Genomic DNA, 23,690 nt, shown 5'->3' on the forward strand with positions numbered 1-23,690 from the left:
ACAATGAAATATGCCCGACACCTGCAAAGTGAAGGGTATTTTGCCGGAGGTTTTATGCAGGAAAATACATTTCAATTTAAGGCATCCCTAGCGCAAAAACGTTTGTGGTTGCATGAACAACTCGAACAGCAATCGGCTATTTATCACATTACGACTGCGCTGGTGCTTGAGGGGAAATTGGATATACCGGCACTTCAGCAGGCTATCAGCGATATGGTGGACAGGCATGAGTCTTTCCGTACAGATTTTGTTTATCAAGATGGCACGCTTTATCAGCGTTGTCATGAATCGATCTCTTTACCGCTGGTAACGGTTGATTTGTCCATGCTGAGTGAAGAACAGCAAAAGCAACGCTTACAGCGGGATAACCAGCAGCCATTTAATTTACAACAGGCTCCTTTGTTGCGTTTTACCCTGTATCGTTGTGGAGATAAACACGGAGAAGATTGCCATTATCTGGTGATGGTACTACACCATATTATTTCTGATGGCTGGTCTGCCGGTATTATCAGTCGTGAACTGACCGCGTGTTATAACGCCCGTCGGCAGGGCAATGTCCCTGAACTGCCGCCGTTACCTATTCAGTACATTGATTACTCGGAATGGCAGCACCAACAGTATGAAAATACTGAATTTGATACATCGCTGGCATGGTGGAAAGAAAAACTGTCCGGTGTTGAACCCATCGCTCTGCCTTTTGATTACCCACGCCCTAATCGTTTGAGCCTGCAGGGTAAAACTCACTGCTTCACTTTATCGGCTGAATTGACTAAAGCCTTGGCACAACAGGCCCAACAACAGAATAAGACGCTATTCTCCACCCTGTTAAGTGCGTTTTACCTGTTACTTTATCGTTATAGCGGTCAAACCGATCTGGTTGTGGGTTCTCCGGTCTCAGGACGTGGACAACTGGAACTGGAAGGCGTTGTCGGTTTCTTTGTGAATACGCTGGCTTACCGGATTGAACTGGAGCCCCGCGCCACGTTTGCCGAATTGCAGCAGCAGGTTTTTGATACGGTCCTTGACAGTCTGTCGCATCAACAGGTGAGTTTTGAACAACTGGTGGAAGCGATCAATCCCAAACGTGACCTGAGCTACTCCCCGTTATTTCAGGTGATGTTCGCTTTCGATGGTTCTGACTCTGCCGGATGGCAGTTTGATGGAATGAAAGCGACGCCATTCACTTTATTAGGCGATTACGCCAAATTCGATTTGACCTTATCCATGGAAAAAGTGTCAACGGCCGATGGCGCAGAACAATTGCAGGGTGCGTTTGAATATAGCAGTGATCTGTTCGATGAAGCGACCATCAGGCAATTTGAGACGAATTTCCACTTCCTGTTGCAGGAAATCGCCCGGAACGCCCAAACCGCGCTGACGGATTATCAGTGTATCAATGAGGCTGAAAAACATTGGCTTCTGCATGAATGGCCGCGCCAACTGAGTCATCATCCGGTGACACAGACTCTGCATCAGGCGTTTGAACAACAGGTATTGCGTCGTCCGCAGGCTATTGCCCTGAGTGCTGATCATGGCCGGATGCTGACTTATGAACAGCTTAATCAGCGTGCCAACCAACTGGCACATTATATTCTGCAAATCAGACGGCAAATAGAAGTAACCACAGAGCTTACACCGCGGGTTGGTCTTTGCCTGGAGCGTGATGAGGAGATGCTGGTGGCTATTCTGGCTGTACTGAAAGCCGGACTGGCCTATTTGCCGATTGATGGCAGCCACGCGCCGGAACGGGTGCGTTTCTACGTTGAAGATGCCAATGTTCAGTTGGTGATTGGTATCCCCCAATACCGAACCCTGTTTGACCACGAAAAAGTGGATTATCTCTGCATCGACACGGAAAAAACCTTTATCCAGACCATGTCTCTGGCTAACCCTGATATGCCTTATCAACCGGATGCACTGGCTTATGTCATTTATACCTCAGGCTCTACTGGTGTCCCGAAAGGGGTGGAAATATCCCATGCCAATGTCATGCGGTTGTTCAGTGCCAGTGAACGCCATTTTACATTTACAGAAAATGATGTCTGGACACTTTTCCACTCCTGTGCTTTTGATTTCTCCGTATGGGAAATATGGGGGGCGCTATTGTACGGGGGTCGTCTGAGCATAGTGCCTTATTGGGTCAGCCGTACACCGGGGCACTTCTATCAATGGGTACAACAAGAAAAAGTCACGGTGTTGAATCAGACACCGTCTGCTTTCCTGCTCTTTATTACGGCAGATGATCAGTTGAGTGAAGCGAAAAAGAACGAAATGGAACCTTCGTTGTCACTGCGCTATGTGATTTTGGGCGGTGAAGCGCTGGAGCCGGCTAATTTACTGGGCTGGTTCAAAAAACACGGGGATGAAAAGCCTGAAATCATCAACATGTACGGTATCACCGAAACCACAGTGCATGTGACTTACCGCAGAATTAGGCAGGCTGATGCCTTGCAAGGCGGCAAAAGCCCGATTGGTGAAGCGCTGGATGATCTGGAAATTTTCCTGCTGGATAAACAGGGCAAATTGTCCCTGTTGGGCGCAGTGGGAGAAATGTACGTCGGTGGATCGGGTGTGGCACGGGGCTATCTGAACCGTCCTGAACTCACAGCACAACGTTTTATCGACAAACGGCAGATTTTCCCACAGGCGGAGGCCGGACAGCGGTTATACCGGAGTGGGGATTTGGCCCGTTTACGGCGCGATGGTTCTCTGGAATACCTTGGACGTGCCGATCATCAGGTGAAGATCCGCGGATTCCGTATTGAACTGGGCGAAATTGAAACAGCCCTGAAACGCATTGACGTCATAGAACAGGCTGTCGTGATGGCTCACCAATATGAAGGTAATCAGGCTTCTCATCTGGTGGCTTATATCGTACCGGCTTCTCACTCAAGTCCTATATCGTCCGCTGAAACGTTATCAGTTGAAACAATAAGAGCTGAGTTAAAACGGACACTGCCGGACTATATGTTGCCATCGGCCTTTATTTTCCTTGATGCTCTGCCATTGACCAGTAATGGCAAGATTGATCGTAAGGCGTTACCTGCACCGCAGCAAGTACGGCCGCAGCTAGCCAGTGAATATCAGGAAGCACGCAATGAAACAGAGACAGAATTGCTGATGTTATGGCAGGAAACATTGCCAGTATCCCAGATTGGTATTCACGATAACTTTTTTGCCTTAGGGGGTGACTCTCTGCGTGGTGTGCAATTGACCGGTAAAGCCCAGAATCGTGGCTGGCCCTTGACGCTGGTGGATCTGTTCCAGCACCAGACTATAGCAGAACTGGCAGCCCTGATTGATGAACGCGGGGCGAATGAACCGAATAAAGAACATCAACAGCCGGTACAGAGAATTGCTCCGTTCAGTCAGATTTCAGAGAAAGATCGCCAGCGTTTAGGGGAAAACCGGGAAAAAATCATTGATGCCTATCCGCTCAGCCGGATGCAGGCCGGTATGTTCTATCACATGAACATGTCTCCTGATGCCAATGTGTATCACTGTACCGGAACTTCCCATCTGCGCGTGAATGGACGGTTTGATGAGAAGGCATTCATAGAGGCGACCGCTCAGACCGTGGCGGCTCATGATGTACTGCGCACTGCGTTCGATATGGAAAATTACAGCGAACCTCTTCAGTTAGTTTATCAGTTTGCTGAATTGCCCATTGTTGTTGAAGATTTGCGTCATTTGTCAGAAGAAGAGCAGGATGAGCGGGCAAAAGCGTTACTGGAAGCGGAACGGGTCAATCCATTTGATCTGCTGAATCCGACACTGTTGCGTTTCTTCATTCAATTACGTACGGATAACTCATTCCAGTTTACGATGACCGAATGTCACCCGGTCTTTGATGGCTGGAGTTATAACACCATGATCGTGGAAGTGTTCAATCGCTATGCCACGTTAACAGGACAAGCCAGCTGGCAGGCACCGGATAAAAAATCGCTGGAATACCGTGATTTTATTGCACTGGAACAAGCGGCCATTGCTGATGAGAAACAAAAAGATTACTGGGCTCAGAAACTGGATGATTGCACTATCCTTGAATTACCCCGTAAACAGCATACGGACGGGATTAATGATGTTGTCGCATCTGCAACCAGTCCGAAATTGAAATCCTTTTCGCTGATACTGGACAGTACTGTCTATCAGGGATTGCGCCACCTGATGCAACAACTGGGTGTGCCGCTGAAAAGTATCCTGCTGACCGGCCATATCAAAGTGATGAGTATTTTCAGCGGAGAGCATGACATCCTGACAGGGATCACTGCCAATGGTCGCCCGGAAGCTCAGGGCGGCGATCATCTGTATGGCCTGTTCCTTAATATCCTGCCGTTCCGCCAGATTTTGACACCCGTTTCCTGGCATGAACTGATCCGACAAGTCTTTGCTAACGAAATTGAAGCGATCCCTTATCGTCGTTACCCGCTAGCGGAAATTCAGCGTCAATTCGGTCAGCAACCGTTGTTGGATGAAGTCCTGTTTAATTATATTGATTTCCATATTTACGATCAGATGGTGCCGGAAGTAGGGCTGGAGGTTGTGGACAGGCTGCATACTCAGGATGTTTATGAGGGCACTCACTTTACATTAGATGTACATTTTCAGCATCTGACTCTCTCGTCTGCTTTGGCGAGTGAGCAAATCTCTGTCCAGCTTGATTATGACGAAAATAAAATCAGCCGTGGATTAGCGGCGAACATGGCTGAATGCTATGCCGCTGTATTTGCTGCTATGGTGGCAGATCCACAGGCACTGCACTGTGCCAGCCACTTCCTGCCGATAATCCAACAACGGAAGATTGAAAGTTTCAATCAGGGAGCGCCGGGCTATCAAGGGCAAGAAACACTGGCAGCGTTGTTTGCTGAACAGGCTGCCCGTACTCCTTCAGCATGCGCGGTTGAATACGGAGATCGGCAACTCAGTTATCTGGAGTTACACCAACAATCCAACCAACTGGCCCATTTACTGGCACAAAAAGGGGTAAAACAGGGGCAGTATGTTGCTCTGTTACTGGGACGCAGTATCGAGTTGGTTATTTCGATGCTGGCGCTGGTAAAACTCGGCGCGGTTTACCTGCCACTTAATACCGAAGATCCCGATATCCGTCTGATTGAGCAGATCGAAGATACACAATGTGATCTGCTGATTATTGACAGGCGGATAACAGACAGGTTGTTGCCTTCGATTTCACCTCATCTTCCCCCTATTTTGTGGCTGGATGAAGAGCAGTCCGCATTGGCACAGATGCCGGTCACCGATCTGCCGGACAATCTCAGCCATCACGCCGAAAACCAAGCCAATTTACCGGCCTATGTCATGTATACCTCAGGTTCTACCGGTAAACCTAAAGGGGCATTGATCGGGCAGAAAGGCATTATTCGTCTGGTCAAAGATGTCAGTTATATTGACTTCCAAACCTTTGGTCGTTGCCTGCAATTGGCATCTGTCAGTTTTGATGCCTCAACATGGGAAATCTGGGGACCGTTGCTGAATGGCGGTTCTATAGTGATCTACCCGCAGGGTGCCATTTCTGTACTCCTGTTGGAAAAAATCATTAAGGAGTCGGGAGTGGAAAGTCTGTTCCTGACATCTTCATTGTTTAATCTGATTGTTGATGAGCGGCCACAAACACTGCAAACAGTAAAACAACTTATTTCCGGTGGGGAGGCGATGTCATCATGGCATGCAGCCCGTATTAAGGAGCGCTACCCTGAGCTGCTTCTGATCAATGGCTACGGCCCGACAGAAAATACCACTTTCACCACCAGCCATTGTTACCGTGCCACAGAAGGTAACAGTGTACCAATCGGAAAACCGAATGAAGGCAATCTGGTCTATATTCTTGATACCTTCCATCAACCAGTACCTATTGGCACAGCGGGTGAGTTGTATATTGGCGGCGATGGTCTGGCAATGACATACCTGAATCAGGAAAGTCTTTATCAAGACCTGTTTATTGAAAACCCGTTCGATAAATCCCTTTCCGCCCGGCTGTATAAAACCGGAGACCGTGGGCGTTATCTTCCTAATGGCGATATTGAATATCTGGGACGCATTGATAACCAGAACAAAATCAGAGGCTATCGGGTGGAGACCGGCGAAATTGAAGCCGTGTTGTGTAAACATCCTGATGTTGAACGTGCTGTTGTTCGTGTGATTGAGGAAAACCGGGGCAAACGGATCGCTGCTTATGTTGTTCTTCGTGCCGGACAAACACTGAATACGATGGAATTGCGCAGTTATCTGGCGGAAAGATTACCACGCTACATGATCCCGGCCTATTTTAGGGCACTGTCTTCTCTGCCACTGAATGACAACGGCAAGATCGATATTGCGCGGCTGCCGCACCATGATGTCTCGAATAATGGGGAAACTCCGCTTACTGCGACAACTATTGCTACTATAGATTTTGCTACTACAGATATAGCGACTACAAATGCCACGACTACAGCAGCTGTTACTACGGAGGCTACGGAAGAAGAAAACACACAATGGGAATTATCATCCGATCCGACTGTACAGGCCATTCAGCAAGTCTGGGCCGAAGTTCTGGATATGGAATTCCCTGATTGTGATGAAAACTTTTTCGATCTGGGTGGCGATTCACTGCTACTGGCTCGTGTCCATCTGAAACTGCATGCGTTGGGTTATAACCGCCTGTCCATTATCGATTTGCTGAATTACTCCACTATTCACCAGCTTGCTCAGTTTATCAACGGCGGGCGTGAACAGGATGAGCACAGTGTATCGTCATCAGCCATGAACACAGGACAGAAAAATAACGAGGTGAGTCAGAGCAATATCGCTGATGGTCGTCAACGTCTGGCTGAAATGCAGAAAAAAATGCAGCAGAAACAGGCAAAGGAATAGCGGGCAAACGGGAAGAGGAATAGCGGATTATGAATAACACCGAAGTTAATAAAGTTCAGGTGGATCACTCTCAGATGGCGCAATCTCAGATGACACAACCAATGGAATCAATGCATGGTTTTGAAATTGCCATTATTGGTATGGCCGGGCAATTTGCCGGTGCTAATGATATTGAACAATTCTGGCAGAATATCGCTGCCGGCGTTGAATCCATCAGGCCACTGAGTGATGCTGAACTGGATGCAGAAGGAATATCAATGGAGGCTCGTTCGCGAGCCGACTTCATTCGCAATGCTTCAGTATTAGACCATCCGGAAGATTTTGATGCGGAATTTTTTGGATATTCGCCACGGGAAGCGCAGGCTATTGATCCACAGCAGCGTCTGTTTCTGGAAACCGCATGGCTGGCATTGGAAAATGCCGGCTATACACCGGAGAAATTCCACGGGGTAATCGGTGTATATGCCAGCAGTTCCGGCAGCAGCTATTTACTGCACTATTTGTTGAATTACCCCACTGTAATGCGGCGCTTTTTGTCGGACGTGTTGTTATTTGGCAATAATAACGACCTGCTTTCGACACGGGTGTCTTATAAACTTAACCTGCGGGGGCCGAGTTTTACTATCGGCTCTGCCTGTTCAAGTTCAATGGTGGCCTTGCACTATGCCTGTCAGTCTTTGCTGGCGGGAGAATGTGACATCGCGCTAGGTGGCGGTGTTCATATCGGTTTTCCATCCCACAGCGGTTATCACTTTGATGGTAGTGGCATTCTATCCCATGATGGACATTGTCGTACTTTCGATGCGGAAGCGTCCGGTACATTGGGTGGTGATGGTGTCGGGATTCTGGTGCTTAAACGGTTACAGGATGCACTGGACAGCGGCGATCATATTTATGCGATTATCAAAGGCTCTGCGGTAAATAACGATGGGGCGGAGAAAATCGGTTTTACCGCGCCTTCAGTGGCAGGCCAGACTGCGGTACTTCAGCGCGCATTATTGGCGGCAGATGTTCCGGCAGAGAGTATCAGTTATATAGAAGCTCATGGCACAGCCACTCATCTTGGTGATCCTATGGAGATGAAAGCTCTGCTTAATGCTTATGATCAACAGGCTGTCAGAGTTCAGGAACGATTATCTCAGGAGCAACTATCTCAAGAGCAATTAGTCGGAGAGCCGTTAACCGACCGGATACGTTGTGCAGTCGCTTCTGTGAAGGCCAATCTGGGGCACGTAGATTCTGCTGCGGGTGTAACGGGAGTCATGAAAGTTGCACAGATGCTGACACATCGCTACCTGCCACCAGCGGTCAACTTTACCCGCTTGAATCCGGAAATTAATCTGACAGGCTCAAGATTTTATATTCCAACAGAAGGAGAGGAATGGCAGAGTCAGAGTGTTCGTCGCGCAGGGGTGAGCTCCTTCGGCATCGGAGGAACCAATGCCCACATGATTTTACAGGAGGCACCCTGTGTTCCCTCATCAGGCCCTGCTCATTCGCAGCAGCTACTCTGTTTCTCAGCCAAAACTCCGGCAGCATTACGGGCAAATATGCTGAAATTTCGTCAGTGGCTGGAAAAATCGCCTCAATTGCTGTTGGCTGATATCGCGTACACCCTGCATATCGGACGTCACGAAATGGATTACCGACATAGTCTGGTATGCCATGATCACAAAAGCGCCATTGCGGCGCTGGACAATTATTTATCCCAGACAGCACAGGAAAATGTGGTACAGGAAAATACAGTACGTACAGTTTCCTCATCAGTTGTCTTTATGTTCAGTGGGCAAGGGGCTCAGTATTCCGGCATGATGAAGGGATACTATGAGCAGGAGCCACAATTTAAAACAACCGTTGATAAATGTGCGGTGATCCTGCTTCCCTTACTGGGACGAGATATCCGTACGCTGATCTTCGACTCCACTCAGCGTGATGAAACATCGGTTCTGTATCAAACTCGCTATACCCAACCCGCTCTGTTCGTCGTTGAATATGCTTTGAGCCAGTTGCTGATGGAATGGGGGCTCCGCCCGACAGCCTGTATCGGTCACAGTATAGGTGAATATGTAGCCGCTTGCCTTGCTGGCGTATTTACCTTAGAGGATGCATTGAAGATTGTGGTCAGGCGGGCAGGATTAATGAACCAGATGCCTGCCGGTAAAATGTTAGCGGTGGGACTTGATGCGAAAACATTACAGGGCTATCTCAGCGAAGGCGTAACACTGTCAGCTTATAATGCTCCTGAGCTTTGTGTCGTATCCGGCGAAACAGACGCTATATTAGCGCTGGAAGGCCGTCTTGCGGAAGAAACTGAAAATAGCATTGAAGTAAAAGCGCTGCATACTTCCCATGCTTTCCACAGTGCCATGATGGATGGTTGTCTGGAACCGTTCAGGCAGTCATTTGATGGCATATCGTTATCAGCGCCCAGATTGCCATTTATCTCTTGTGTAACAGGAACATGGATCACCGCTGAACAGGCAACATCTCCGGATTATTGGGTTCGTCAGTTACGTGAGCCGGTTTCATTCAGTCAAGGTATTGCGTGCTTGTTGTCCCAACAAATGGCGTCTGCAAAAGTTCAGTCTCAAAAAGCCTCATCGCCAAAAACACCGGTCTTATTAGAAGTCGGACCGGGCAGTACTTTGGCCGGACTGGCAAAAATACAGAGTACGGGGATATCGGCATATCAACGAGTGCTCAGCAGTACACGTGGGATCAAACAAGATATTCAGGATCGGCAGCATTTGCTGAATATATTGGGGCAGTTGTGGCAGCAGGGGATATCTGTAGATTGGGCTGCGTTTTATCGGCAACAGAATCGTCATCGCCTCCCTCTGCCCGGATACGTATTCCAGCATCAGCGTTACAGTCTGGATACATTGGTTGGTGATGATTCATATCACAACCATCTTCATTCCAGCCAATTTGTACCAGATAATGGACGATTACCACTGGAACAGTGGAGCCATCAGGTTCGCTGGAAACAGATGACCGTACCAATGCTGGATCATGTCAGTTTGAACGGTCAGGTTTTCCTGATTTTTATGGATCGGGCCGGGATAGGAAAGCGGTTAACGACTGCACTGACACAATTGGGGGGTGAAGTCTGGCGGGTGATACAGGGCAAGCATTTCCATACTGATACCACTTCCCGTCAGGTAACGATTAATCCGCAGCACAGTGAAGACTATCAGGCTCTGGCAGATTTGCTTAAGCAGCAGAAAGTGCGGGTGAATAACATTATTCATGCCTGGTCGATAACTCGTTCGCCCTCCATTGCATTGAAAACAGCTTTCACAAATTATGAATCCTTACTGCATATTGCCCGGCAATTTGCGGTGGATAACGTTTCATCGGATAGCTTCTCAACCGATGGAATGGAAACAAAGGATGGACTGCAAGCAGATGTTTTAAAAACAGATGTCTTAAAAATTAGCCCATTAAGAATAAACATTCTCTCTAACCGACTGCATGCCATTACTGAACATGATTGTAATGATCCTGCTAAGGCGTTGCTTATTGGCCCTTGTCGCGTGATCCCAAAAGAGTTTGAGCAGGTACAGTGTAAGAGTATTGATATTGCATTGCCCGCTACCCGATGGTCACTGCCTTTACTCAATCCCATTCCGGCCAACACGATGATGTCAACATTGCTGACGGAGATCCTCGGGCAATCGGAAAAGCAGAATACAGAGCAACAGAACGAACAAGACAATATCGTCGCACTCCGTGGCAGACATCGTTATGTCCCGTTGATTGAAACCGTCACACAGCCGGTTGCGTCACCGCCATTATTCAGACAGGGAGGCAACTACCTGATCACTGGGGGATTTGGTGGCATTGGCGCCACGATAGCCACGCATCTGGCGAGCCGTTATCAGCCTCATTTAATTTTCATTAGCCGCAGTGAATTGCCACCTAAAAATGAGTGGTCAGACTGGCTGGAAAATCATGATGCCGACAATAAACGGTCACGTCATATCCGTTTATTGCAACAGTTACAACAGATGGGGGCTTCTGTTTCTGTCATTGCAGCCGATTTAGCGGATGCGGCCAGAGTCGGTAAAGCGCTAACAGATGTTGTACTCCAGCATGGACAGATCAACGGTATTTTCCACTGTGCCGGTATTGCGGACGGCGGACTGATTCAAAACCGCAGACTCGAAGACTCGCTTCAGGTTTTCCAATCAAAAGTGGTGGGAACACAAGTATTGGATAACTGGTTTAAACGTCAACCACTGGACTTCTTCGTCCTGTGTTCATCGTTGGCATCTACCGTGGGATCAATGGGGCAAGTTGCTTATTGTGCAGCGAATGCTTTTGAAGATGCTTATGCCTTGTCACGTCATCAACACTATTCAGTCAATAAAAACTCAAGCAAGAAAAACTCAGGCAGTAAAAACCATACCCGTTACCTTGCCATTGGCTGGGATTCATGGCGTGAAGTTGGAATGGCGGTGGATAGCTTGCGCCAGTGGTATCAGGATGATGAGGAACAGGAAAGTATTAAACACGGTATCCTGCCGGAAGAAGGTTGCCAATTACTGGAGTCACTATTGGCCCATGGTGACAGTGTTTATGCTATTTCTACCCGTGGCTTACCGCTGCCGGATATTGACCACGGATCAGAAGAAAATACTGCGTCAGGGCAAGATCCAAATGGGGCGAAGACAAGCTCATGGCAAAGTGACGCAGCTTCCACACAGAAGACCGCTACCCAGAAAACAGATGAACAGAAATTGTATCCCCGCCCGGTATTGAGTGTCGATTATCAACCGCCGCGTAACCAGACAGAAGAGATTATTGCTGATATCTGGCAGGAAAAAATGGGTATTGGCCCATTGGGCGTATTTGATGATTTCTTTGAACTCCATGGTCACTCGCTCATGGCGGTGCAGATCATCGCAAAAATTAAACAACGGCTGCAAGTAACGTTTCCCGTAGGTTTTATTTATGAACACTCCACCATTGAGCAATTAGCTGAACAGGTCAATCTGCGCAACAGGCAGAAAACGGAAAATCTGGCAGATAACCCGGAGGGAAGGAAATGACCGCCTATACTCAGAAGCGCGAGACAGCTCTGACTGCGCATCATTCTGGAAAAAATAAAGGGAAAGGAAATTGGTTCCCGTTGGGGTATTCTCAGCTCTGTTTCTGGTTTGTATCCACTGCACTTGGGGATACAGCCAACAATCAGGTAGGTATTTTGATTGAAGGGGACTTGCGGACAAACTTGCTGGAACAAGCCATCAATAACCTGATTCAGTCGCATATCTCCCTGCGTACGGAAATTCTGGATTATGCGCCGATGCAGCGGACTTGCCATGTCCGGGAGTTCGACTTACCCCTACAAGATCTGTCAGGGTATGATGCCGATGAGCAGGAGCAGTTCATTATCAAAAATGCCCGGCAATTCCTGAATACACCATTTGACCTGAAATCGCCACCTCATCTACGGGCGCAGCTTTTCCGGCTGGAGGAATCAAAGCATCTGCTGTTTTTATGTTTTCCTCACATTGTGGCAGATGGAGGAGCCATGTACCTGTTTGAACAACAACTATGGTGGTTTTATGCACAAAGGTGTCAGGGGAAGAAAAATCCGTTAAGCCTAGCTAAAAGCATGGTAGATCAGATGCAGATTGATGAATGGGTACGCTATGAGCGGGAGATCTATCAACGTCAGGGGCAGCAGGATCTGGTTTTCTGGCGGCGTCATTTGATGGGATATTCCTATGCACGTTTTCCCGCCAGTGATCTTAATCAGGAGAACTTTATCGATCATGAGTTCTATCTGCCATTTCCCGATGATAGCTACGCATTGCTGGACGTTCTGGCGAAACGGCACAAAGCAACGTTACAGATGGTCTTTCTGACATTGATTGGTGAGGTTGTTCATGAAATGACAGGGCAGTCACGTTTCTCACTCAATTCGGTGCTGGAAGGCCGGGACCAACCCGGAAGTGAGACGCTGATGGCACCCATGTTGCGTATCATGCCAGTGCCTATCAACATGGACAGGATCACAACTAAAGCAGCAGAACAGGGGGCGACAACGGTCGCCTTGCTGGAACAGGTCAGGGAAAATATTTTGTGTGCCTATGATCATATGGAATGCCCGTGGAGCCTGCCTGTTGGTGTTATGGCTAAGCAGCGTTGGCACAACAGTCCCCGGCTGTATTCTCTGGCAATCCGAACAGGTAGCTGGCTCTATAGCAAAATATTCCGGCGTGCTCAACTTTACCCGAGCTTTCTGGCTGATTTTCTGTTTATGGAGCCGAGACCGCCGCAGTCCATCATCCGCCGAAACAAACACAGTGTGGAAATTTCGCAACCAACGATTAACATCAATATATTGCAGGATGCGTTCAAATCTACGGTAGCTGATAACAAACCGGGTGGATTGCGTCTGAGTGGCTATTGGAAAAGTGAACATCGTGAACAACAAACCTTATCCAGTCAATCAATATCCACTCGATGGGAAAATGATTCCATCAATATTTACGTCACACTCTCTGAAGATGGGAAACCAATTATGCAAATCAATTGCTGCTGTTTCAATCAAGACGGGATCACACGTTTTACCGGGTTGCTGAAAGCGAAACTATCCTCCCTTTCCCAATTTATCACCATATGAGATACAGAGAATGGGTATTCAGAATCAAGAAGAGAAAGTGATTGAGTTTAACCAAGTCAAGAAACACTTCAAAGATTATCAAGCACTGAAAGGTATTTCTCTGGATGTGTATCGTGGGGAGTTTATTGGCCTGCTTGGCCCGAATGGTGCGGGGAAAACGACACTGGTTGAGATACTGGAAGGCCTGAAAAAACCGGATTCAGGCTCTGTACAGGTATTGGGAAAAACCTGGCAGCATGACGCACATTACTTGCGTCAACGTCTTAGTGGTGTCTTACAGGAAACATTGTTCATCAATAAACTGAAAGTGGAAGAAGTTCTGACTCTGTTCGGTAGTTTCTATGGCTGTTCACGTAAACGGGTACAAGATGTTATGGAGTTGGTTGAGTTGACGGAAAAACACAAAACTTATGTGGAGGGTTTATCGGGGGGACAGCGTCAGCGACTGGCACTGGGTGTCGCCATTATGAATGAGCCGGAAATCCTGATATTGGATGAGCCTACGACCGGGCTTGATCCGCGTTTCCGCCATGATACATGGGATATTCTGCGTAAACTTAACCGGGAAAAACAGTCAACAATGATTCTGACAACCCATTATATGGAAGAGGCTGAATACTTATGTGATCGCATTTGTATCATGAACAAGGGGGAAATCATTGCACAGGGCAGTATGGATGAATTGTTGAAAAAACACTGTAACGGCGACCTGATTGAACTGAGCACCCAATTTCCTGAACGTTTGCAGGTACTGAGTCAACACGGCCAGGTACTAAGTTATGAGTACGATGAGAAAAAACACAAGGTTCGTATGATGATTAACGACTCTGCCAGTTTTGTGGCCTATCTTTTTGAGTTTGCTAAAAAAGTCAATGCAGATATCAATGAGTTTATGGTCAGGAAAAAAACATTAGATGATTTGTTCATGATTCTGGCAGGGAGAAGATTCCATGAATAGTGCACTGGTCAATCTGATGAAAACCCAATTCCGGCAATATCTCCGTGAACCGGAAATACTGTTCTGGTCATTTGGTTTTCCGCTGTTGCTGGTTTGGTTATTAGGAGTTTCATTCTCATCTCAGGATATCCCGGAAAGGGATATCGGTATCGTCCTGCCTACAGAAATTGCGGAACAGCATAAGATCAAACAATGGGGAGAGCAGCTTGCAGCACATGAGCACATTATCTCCGGCATTATCAATCAGGATGAAATCAAACGTGATAAATTGGTGAAGGTGAAATATCGCATTAAATATTATTCTGATCACGATGCTGTAGTTCTGGGGTTGAAACGTGGTGATATCCAGATGTTTATTGAACAGAATGCAGAAGGCAAGCGGGTTCACTACCTTGATCCGCAGGACAGTAATGCACTGTTGACTTACTACCTGCTCAATCAACAGGAGGGAAAACAGGCAGACGAAAACCTCTTCATACTGGAAACACCGGGGTTACGTTATCTGGATTTCCTGGTGCCGGGATTGTTGGCGATGGCAATTATGGAAACCTGTCTGATCGCGGTCGGTTGGGCACTGGCAGAGAAACGCATTGCACGGGTAACACGTCAGATGTGCATCACACCGATGCGTAAATCCACATTTCTGATGGCACACATTCTGGCCTGTCTGATCATTAACTTCGCTGAAATATTGATGATTTACCTGTTTGCCGAAATTTACTTCGACATAGAAATACAGGGATCGTTTTACGCCTTTTTGCTTTTACTGTTCACGGGAAACATCTGTTTCTCCGGTGTAGCGGTTTTGGTAGCATCCCGCGCGCGCAAAGCCCAGACGGCGAATGGATTGCTGGAAGTTTCGATTCTGGTACAGGTTTTGGTATCAGGGATCTTTTTCAGTTACAAACACTTTCCACAATGGATGGTGAGTATCGTTGAATACCTGCCGTTAACTATTCTGGCAGATAATATGCGCAAGGTATTTATTGAAGGTGGGGATCTATTACAAGTTGTGCCCGCTTCAATTGCGTTAATTGTGATTGGGATTATCGCCTTTATATTAGGAATGCGAATTTTTCGCTGGTATTAATTGGATGGTATCAGGTTTGTAGGTATTACTTAAAAATAAGTGGCTGCTTTGGCGGCCGCTTATTTTTTAAATTCAGATAATCCATTGCTGTTATTCAGATTAGTCTTTATCCATCTATAAATCTATGGTCACTATAGGCAAGGATGCCCGCGCCTTGATGAGTTTCGCGCCTGATGAACCTTAAAAAGTGTTCGGCTTCAAAGAGCCATTTTTTATGTTAGGTTTCTCATCAGGCCAATAGGCCATCCATGTCATCAGTTATCAGTTTTTGCAAAATCCAGAAGTGAAGCAGGCTTATGATGAATTGGAGGATGAGTTTGAAATGATCAACATTGGGCAACTGGTCAATTAGATCGACCAGTTGCTTAACACTGCGCCCTAGAGCCTTTTTCACCAACTCCAGTTCTATCGCAACTGCGATAGAGCGCTACACCGGGGTATAAGTACTGAATGCGCCGGAATAGATGAAAACTACTCTGGCTTCTCTATACGCTCAGCTGGTTTTATCCTGAGTTTACCTTCCTCTGATACCAGCTCGAAACGGCTGACATCGGGGTTTAATTTCGTCAGTTCGGCCATTCTTCCCAGTAAGTCAATTATCTTCGTCCTCTTCAGCGTCAGAGTTCCGGTGCTTTCAAGCTTCATATCGCGTTTAGCCGCCTGTTCAATATTGACAATGTATATATTGGTGTCTTCTGATGCCTGATGAAGCAGCACTAGATTTTGGTCACTGCGCCAGAGTGACAGGTTGGCTATGCAGGTATCAGAAAACCGGATGACTGAACCCTGACCCCGGTCATCTATCGTGATATGCCGATAGTGAGTCAGCGCCTCGGAGGGGGAAAGCCAGTAATACGATTCTTTTGAATGTCCGGTGATGACCAGTCGATCGATGCCTGCCAGTTGCGGCAGACGGATTTTTTCATCCAAAGGAACCTGACCCACCTGTAACACCAGACTCTCCGGTGTTCGGTTAACAAAACGGTAATTCCCCACTGGGGCGGACTTTCCTTCGCTGACTTGCCACAATTCTCCGGTAGTCTGGTCATGGATATAACTGGCCTCCTGCCCGGCAACCTGACCCAAGTAATGCAGAACATGATTCGAGTTAAGTATGCTGGAACAAAGTGTTTTACCTTCCTTCGGCAGATACCAAGCAGGATAACCACGCTCAGAAAACAGTCTAACGGCTTGCGGTAATTCAACTTCATTCCTGAGCGCCACAATGGCTGAGGCAATTTGACTGTCCGGGCGACCCTGCATATGCCAGGCAATCAGCACCGGGCGGTCTGTCATCTTGGCATCAGCTGACAGCAGTAAGACCGCGCCGTCCGGGGTTTCCAGCCGGAGTGCATTGCCCTGACGAACTGCACTACGGTATTGATGGCTGGGGAGCCAGAGTTCCGCTGCGGCAGGTTCCTCAGAGAGCACCCGCTTTTCACTCAACTTAAGGTCAGACTCCGCCGACAGTGGCTGACGATATAACTGATGGTTATCGGTGTCAAAAATCCATGCCTGACTGCCATCCTCCGCTAAACCCAGATAGGTCAGAGTGTGTTCTGTAATGAGACCAACTCCGCCCTGCACCACCCGACCTGCCGTACTGTCATACCAGGCACTGATTGGTTTTCCATTGCTATCCTGCAACCCTAGCAGCAGCAGGGTGCTGAACCGATCTGGATTATCCTGCGCCAGTTGACTCAGTGCGACTGTCAGACCCTTTTGGTGAGATTGAAGCAGCAGCCAGTCTGCCGTCACCCCGATCAGACGGATACTGCCCTGATCATCTGCCAGCCACAACAGGCCACTACTGGAAAGTGCAACTAACTGCTTGTTCGCTATGGATACGGATCTGATATCATCAACAGCTACCTTGCTGGCCGGAGTGCCGGACAGGCCATTATCCCGCTGAAAATAAAGACGATGTCTCTGATGGCTGTAAAAATAATAACCCGGTTTATCACCGGTTGTGGTGAAAACAAGGGTGAAATCAGCCGTCAGGGCCAGCCGATCCGAATTTTTCTTTTTCAGCTCATCCAGGATGCCGGCATCCTCCTGATCCGGATTTATCCGGTTCATTTTGACCACATGCTGCAACTGCTTTCCATCAGTTTGTAACCAGTAATGTCTATCCACACCAGCTACTCGCCCAGAAAGGCTGATCACCTCCGACGGGCTGCCTTTAACCTGACGTTCCGGCGCACAGAGATCGCCGGTGAACCACTGATTCTCCGCCAGTGGTGTCAGAAGGCCATTAAACTCACCGTCACTGGAATCGAGGGAGACGAAGTTTTTTTCACTGATTTTATTCAGGCCAGCCAGCATGGACGTATTCCCGTCAACTGCCACCAGTTTCAGTGCTTCCTCTGCCACCTGATAAGTATACGAGATACGGCCTTCATCCAGCTGCTGTTCCACCACAAACCAGAGCTGGTCATTGCCCTGCATCACATGACTGCTGATTTTCTCCTGATCACTCCCCGGAAATTTTATCGGCAGATACTGCCGCAGAACTTCGCCACTGACAATATCCACTTGCCAGAGCGTGGCATCCCGGTAAAACCATGCCTTATTATCCTCAACTTTCGCCAGCTCTGCATAGCTGAGAAAATCTGCTGCGTCAGGGACGTTGGTGTAAATCATACGATCACGACCGGTCTCATAGAATGCACGGCCGACAGGACGGCTTTGCGGTGAGTGCTGGTAGTGTTCCACCACTAAATATGGCCTGTTGTGATGTTCAGAATTGCTTAACTGCCTGAGATGATCATGCAACGCATGCAGGTTGTTAAACTGGTCAGCATCCGTTGAGATCTCTGTTATCTGCCATGGATTCTCTTTGTTCTGCTCGACAGAAAATATCCCTGCATTACTCATGATGGAAATATTATCCGACTCTTCAGGCAGGATTATCTTTATACTGCCGATATGCAGTAGTTGTCTGTTATCTTTTTTGCTGAGACTGGGGTTAACATGAGAGCCGATATGACGGGCATCCAGTATCCAGTGGGTACTGATGTTTCCCTGCAAGGACAGAGAAACCCCCTCCTGCAAGCTGATACGGTATTTGCCCTTCCCGCCAGTCAGCTGATAGGACAAGAACCCGTGAACATCTTCCGGCAACTGCGGAATGACAATATCCCGGTCTTCATCATCCAGAATGATGTCAATCGGCGTCGCAACAAATTCCGGCTTTATACGGCGTACCACGCGCTCTGAGGGAAAAGCATAAAAATCAAAGTCGAATCGTCCGTCTTCTTCCAGTCGTCGCAGAACATCAAATCCGCGGTCGTTGCGGGCAGTGACGAAGGGCAGGGTCATATATTCGTAATTAATGTAGGACTTCATGGTAACTGGCAGGATCAGTATATCGCTGCTTCTAGGACGGAAATGGAAGTTGACCTGCGCCTGTTTGTGACCGATGCCTTCGCGGATATTAATTGCATGCTCTTTATCAGTATCAGCCGCTCTGCCGGACCACCAGAAAAAGTAATTTTTCCAGCCTGAGCCCCATGAGTAGGTCGGGTCGTTGCGATAGAGATACTGGCTGTCAAAAGTCAGGTGACCGTGGCGTAAATCGAGCTGACGGATCACGGCGCCGGGGATCGGCTCCATCACCGTATAACGGCTGCCATCTTTTGCCACTTTTTCCGTCTGCCGGTATCCACCCTGCCGATAAGCTGCGTCCAGATCGGCAAAATAATTACCTACCGCCTGTGCATCATTGGCCACTCTGCCGAATGCCTCGGCCAGAGCCGTAAAACCAATACCCAAACCAGCCAGTGGTACTGCCAGCGAGGAGGCAAAGCCAGCAACAATCGGGGCACCGAAGATCCCGGCACCAATACCCACGCCAGTTGTAACCAGGCCAGCACTGTCAAATGCCAGCTGAGTACCATAAACCGCCTTCTGGGATTCATTCTGTGCATGCGCCAGTTCTATGCCGTCCAGTACCACACTGATGATATTTAAACCCGCTCCGACACCAATGCTGACATGAGACAGCGATGAAAACAGGCTGCTGGTCACTTCCCGGCCTTCATTGGCCACCGCCCTGTACAAATTGGCGAGTTTGGCGCTGTCTTCCAACACACCATGAGCCATCTGCGCCAGGTTAACATAAGTGTGCACCCGCAGTGCGGTCTCTAACGTAGAGGGCATTGTATTGGGCACCCCATCACTGGCTACGGTGGTGCGGTTTCTATCGGCAAACCAAGGGATCAGCGTCTTAATCATAAAGGCGGAATTCAGTCCGTGAACAGCATCTACTTCAGGGATACCTGTACGCAGGGTTAGTTTCCCTTTGGTATACTCGTGAGTTTTGCTGACAGTCTCGAGATCTTTATCATAAGAATGAATAAAATCAATAATACGTTGGTCATCCGTTGTGAATGTCTGGGGAGAAAGCTCAGACCGTGCCGTATTAATAAACTGTAAAGAATAACTTCCCGGCTGGGACTCACTCTCCCTGAGGCTGCCCAGTACTGGCTGCCATTCTTCTGCGGACAGTGCGTTTTTGCTGTACAGCTGCTCCGTGGCCTGCTGAAAATCCTCTGCACGGTTAAGCATCTCCAGCAACCGGATGTCAACCTGCACATTGTCTGGAACCGGAGCCGTTTTGTTTCCCAGTGGCGGGTTAACCATATCCCCTGTAAGGACTGATTTACCTGGCGTTACTGTTTTCGCCCATACACTATTCTCCGGATTAAAAGCAAGCGTGACTTTATTACCGTTTTCCACGAATTGTTTCCGGCCTTCAGGGCTGACAGTAATTTGAGTGGTATAAGCCTTAACAGAAAGTGGACGAATACGCTGGTCAAGCGACTGAGCAAACTTTAGCGCATAGCTTTCCTGCTGGTTCTCACCAGCCAGTGAACAGCTCACCATGCTGATATGTTCAGGGGGCGTTTTAACGCCGGAGTCTGTACAGAACTGGCTGAGTTGTGACGCCAGATCTTCCGGAGTGCGTTTGGCCAGCGTCTGGTGATTAATTTTATCCTCACCATTGCGGCTATGACCAACCAGTTGCCAGCGGATTTTTTCTTTATCCTTCAGGATAGTCAGGTCACCATGAACCATTTGGTATTGACCCCGGGCATCCAGCTGCACTAGCACCGAATCAGGGTGTTTTCCCGCCAATTTTGCTGCCGCTGCTCTTACTACAGGGTCGTTTTCAAGCTGAATAATCAGCTGACCATCAAAGCGGGACATTCCACCCTCATGGTGAACCTCAACTACCGGCTTTTCCCAGTTACTGACAGGTTTTTCATCGAACGGAGCAATGCTCTCTGATTCATGATGGTAGCGACCTTTCTCCTGTTCCGGTAGCGCCGGCATTGGACCAGAGCGGGTAAAAAGCGGTGAATGGAACTTCTTAGCCTCTGGCAAGCCCTGATTGATGATCGGCAAGACTCGTTCCATCACTCCCTTATACAATTCACCCTGCAACGCTTTCTCTTTGCTTTCAGCGCGGTAGTTGTCGAACATCTGTAACATGTCCTTGCCGATACTGTCCGCACTCTTCGGTTCGTAACGCGCAGCGACATAGAAGGTTTCAAAGAACGAGTGATAGCCGTTACGGATCATGAAGGCCGCATTGGCCATCTGGAACTGCCAGTACTCCTTAACGCTCAACGTGCGACCGAACAATTCCGGTAAGACATTGCTGACAGTCTGGGTGGTCCCTGAAATCCCGCCTACGAACGGGGTATCCAGGTCATTCATGTAGAGTGTAGCCTTATTATTGGGATCCGGCCGAAACTGGTTGTAGCTGCGGTACTTATCGTCCTTGAGCAGGTACGGACCATCGTGATACGCCAGCTCCTCAGGGCCGGTATTGAGGATCAGATATGGGTCTGGTTGATTCAGCCGGTTATTGATTATGACCTTGTTGTCACCTTTTTCCGACATCAACTCAGCATGGGGATTTACCGGGACTGCAAGCTTGGAAAAGCTATCGGCTACCGGACGCAAAACATGGAACAAGACCTGTTTGCGCAGGCTCCTGCCCTCATTACTCAACAGTGCCTCTCGCGCCTCTTCAACCGTCAGATACAGTTGTATATCATTGCTCTCAAGAACCTTGGGATCAGCCAACAACAGGGTGAGCAACTTGCTATCCAGCAAGTGCTCAACCGCAGCCTGATCGAAAACCTGTATTTTCGGGTTGCTTGGATGCTGTGCTATATTGGCGCTGGCGACCCGCTGGGTTTCCTCTTCGACAGCCTGAATACGCCACTGTTCGTACAGTGGCGCCAACAGCTTCTTGGCCTGGGCAATGTCACTTTGCACATAGCCATTTTGCAGAACCTTGTCCATAGCCGGGTTCTCCACCAAGCTCGCCGCTAATCCGAACAACAGCGGGTCATTATTGACGTTCTGCCAGACCGAAGCGGCGAACGCCTGTTCCCACAGTGACTTGTTCAGGTTATTGCCCTTGATATCGCGCATTCTGTCAGAGGTGTACTCCGATTCCAACACCCCTGCGGGGGTGATATGGTTGCGTTCGAGCAAACGCACCAGTTGCTGCTCGAACGCTGTGCGTTCGCTGCTGCCTTCAAACAAACGACTGGCTTTCGCACCATCGTCTCGCAATTGATCCAGCTTCTCGAAAAATGCGGCGTTGTATTGATACAATTCGGCGGCCTGTGTCTTACTCAAGTGACTACTGCTGATCTTGTCGCCATCAACGCTCATCACCACAAAGGGCGTTGCGGACAAGTGAGTTTTGCTCGGGGTTTTGCCCGGTGGCATTTCCAGCAAATACTGGCGCCCGGCAAAACCAACCGAGCGTTCCAGCTCATGGATATTGACGAAAAGCCCGTCACGATCCGGGTGGTGACTGTTCTGGCGAAACCCCTCCAGGCCGATAGTCTGGAAGCTGGAGATATCAGCATTCTGGTTGATCAGATCACTCAAGGCTCTTGGCAATGGCACCTCACGGGTGATAGTGGTATTCAAAGCTTGACCAGACACCTGAATCCCAATCTGGTTCGGCACTTTGCGGTCAACGTTGGTCAGCAACATCTTGCGGCCATTATCCAGCAACTGCGCCTTGAAGCCTTCGCGCAAGGTACTTTCCGAAACCAGATAGTTGGAGAAGTACTTCTCGACGAATGCAGTTTTGACCAGCACTGAACGAATTGGCGCATAAGTCGGCGAGCGAAATGATGGCGGCTCACTCTTGAGCCGGTATTGTTGTTGCCAGGCCAGGGAGCGGGCTGCGGTACCGAAGGAGAAGTTGAGTACCCCATTCGTCGGCACGACCAACCTACCGTTCTCCAGAAAGAAGTCCTTGAAGCGTCCATCGGTGCTGGCATTGACCAGAGCGACGTTCATGCGGATGTAGCCAGGACGTTCTTCCATCAACAGTAGTGAAATATTTACCGGCAGATCATCGGAGGCTTGGGGCACCTTGGTCAGCGCGTCGAGAGCCGCAGCCTCTTTCGTCGGGGATGCCTTGAGTAAGTCGTTGTAGCGGGCATTGACGTCCCTGTAAGCTTGCAGCTCGGAAAACAGCACCACGTATTCTGGGGTAAACGTGGAGTCGGCCACCTGTGTGGCTAGTTGCTGTTCCAGGAACTGGATCTTGGCATTCAGTTTGGCCTGTTTGTCCGCCTTGCCCTCACTCAGGTTTTTGGCATCCTGGGGCTTGCCGGAACTGAGCATAGTCAACGCTTTGTTCCAGGTGCTTTCAAAATGCGTCATGGACGTCTGTTGGCGGCTGTATATCCGGATATCGCGCTCTAGTTGCTGCTTGTAGGCCTTGATCGCCGGCGTGTCAGGTTTACTGTTCATCTGCTGCCGTCTTTGCTGTAGCGTCTGCAACTGGTCGTCGATAGAAACAGGGTTGTCCTGCATCTGAAAATGCTGGGCTGCCAATACACTCAGGGTACTTTGCTGCATTTCTTGCAGCCGTTCGTTTACCTGCCTGATATAGTCGGCACGCTCGTCGGCATCCATGTTGAACCATTCGGTCTGACGACCCGTCGCTTTGATCTGTCGATCGATCAGAGTATTGAGCAATTTTTTGAAGTCTTTGGACATATAAACCATTACAGTAATCCTTTGTCTGTTTTTGAGCGAAGCTTTTTGCGTCGCGGAAGTTAGTCAGAATATCTAAAGATATCTAA

6 protein-coding genes are annotated in these 23,690 nt (G+C 48.6%); 5 read left to right on the plus strand and 1 reads right to left on the minus strand.

Translation table 11 applies throughout. The features are described 5' to 3' along the window. Positions 1-3 precede the first annotated feature (3 nt). From HGO23_RS07610 to HGO23_RS07630, 5 genes are read left to right on the plus strand one after another with little or no spacing between them, the layout of a single operon-like run. A complete protein-coding gene (locus tag HGO23_RS07610) occupies positions 4-6,873 on the plus strand; it encodes a non-ribosomal peptide synthetase (protein ID WP_209028463.1) in 6,870 nt (2,289 codons plus the stop codon). A gap of 29 nt (positions 6,874-6,902) precedes the next feature. Continuing rightward, positions 6,903-11,927: a type I polyketide synthase gene (locus HGO23_RS07615; protein WP_244967919.1), complete on the plus strand. Its 5,025-nt coding sequence runs from the start codon at positions 6,903-6,905 to the stop codon at positions 11,925-11,927. After that, entirely contained in the window at positions 11,924-13,510 is a 1,587-nt protein-coding gene (locus tag HGO23_RS07620; protein ID WP_209028464.1) for a condensation domain-containing protein, read from the plus strand. The genes HGO23_RS07615 and HGO23_RS07620 overlap by 4 nt, the downstream gene beginning before the upstream one ends. A gap of 10 nt (positions 13,511-13,520) precedes the next feature. After that, positions 13,521-14,468, plus strand: a complete 948-nt coding sequence (locus tag HGO23_RS07625) for an ABC transporter ATP-binding protein (protein ID WP_209028465.1) — start codon at positions 13,521-13,523, stop codon at positions 14,466-14,468. Then, a complete protein-coding gene (locus HGO23_RS07630; protein WP_209028466.1) occupies positions 14,461-15,558 on the plus strand; it encodes an ABC transporter permease in 1,098 nt (365 codons plus the stop codon). Before HGO23_RS07625 ends, HGO23_RS07630 begins: the two co-directional genes overlap by 8 nt. Positions 15,559-16,029: 471 nt before the next feature. Here the strand turns inward: HGO23_RS07630 and HGO23_RS07635 are convergent, their stop codons facing one another. Further along, positions 16,030-23,613 (minus strand): TcdA/TcdB pore-forming domain-containing protein, encoded by a 7,584-nt coding sequence (locus HGO23_RS07635; RefSeq protein ID WP_209028467.1) that lies wholly within the window; start codon positions 23,611-23,613, stop codon positions 16,030-16,032. Positions 23,614-23,690: the final 77 nt, after the last annotated feature.

This window comes from Xenorhabdus budapestensis (genome assembly GCF_017743015.1).
In the GTDB taxonomy this organism is placed as follows: Bacteria; Pseudomonadota; Gammaproteobacteria; order Enterobacterales; family Enterobacteriaceae; genus Xenorhabdus; species Xenorhabdus budapestensis.

Bases quoted from the DNA above. Each gene is read 5' to 3' on its own strand.
- HGO23_RS07610 (WP_209028463.1), top strand. From the start codon at position 4: ATGAAATATGCCCGACACCTGCAAAGTGAAGGGTATTTTGCCGGAGGT.
- HGO23_RS07615 (WP_244967919.1), top strand. From the start codon at position 6,903: ATGAATAACACCGAAGTTAATAAAGTTCAGGTGGATCACTCTCAGATG.
- HGO23_RS07620 (WP_209028464.1), top strand. From the start codon at position 11,924: ATGACCGCCTATACTCAGAAGCGCGAGACAGCTCTGACTGCGCATCAT.
- HGO23_RS07635 (WP_209028467.1), bottom strand. From the start codon at position 23,613: ATGGTTTATATGTCCAAAGACTTCAAAAAATTGCTCAATACTCTGATC.
- HGO23_RS07625 (WP_209028465.1), top strand. From the start codon at position 13,521: ATGGGTATTCAGAATCAAGAAGAGAAAGTGATTGAGTTTAACCAAGTC.
- HGO23_RS07630 (WP_209028466.1), top strand. From the start codon at position 14,461: ATGAATAGTGCACTGGTCAATCTGATGAAAACCCAATTCCGGCAATAT.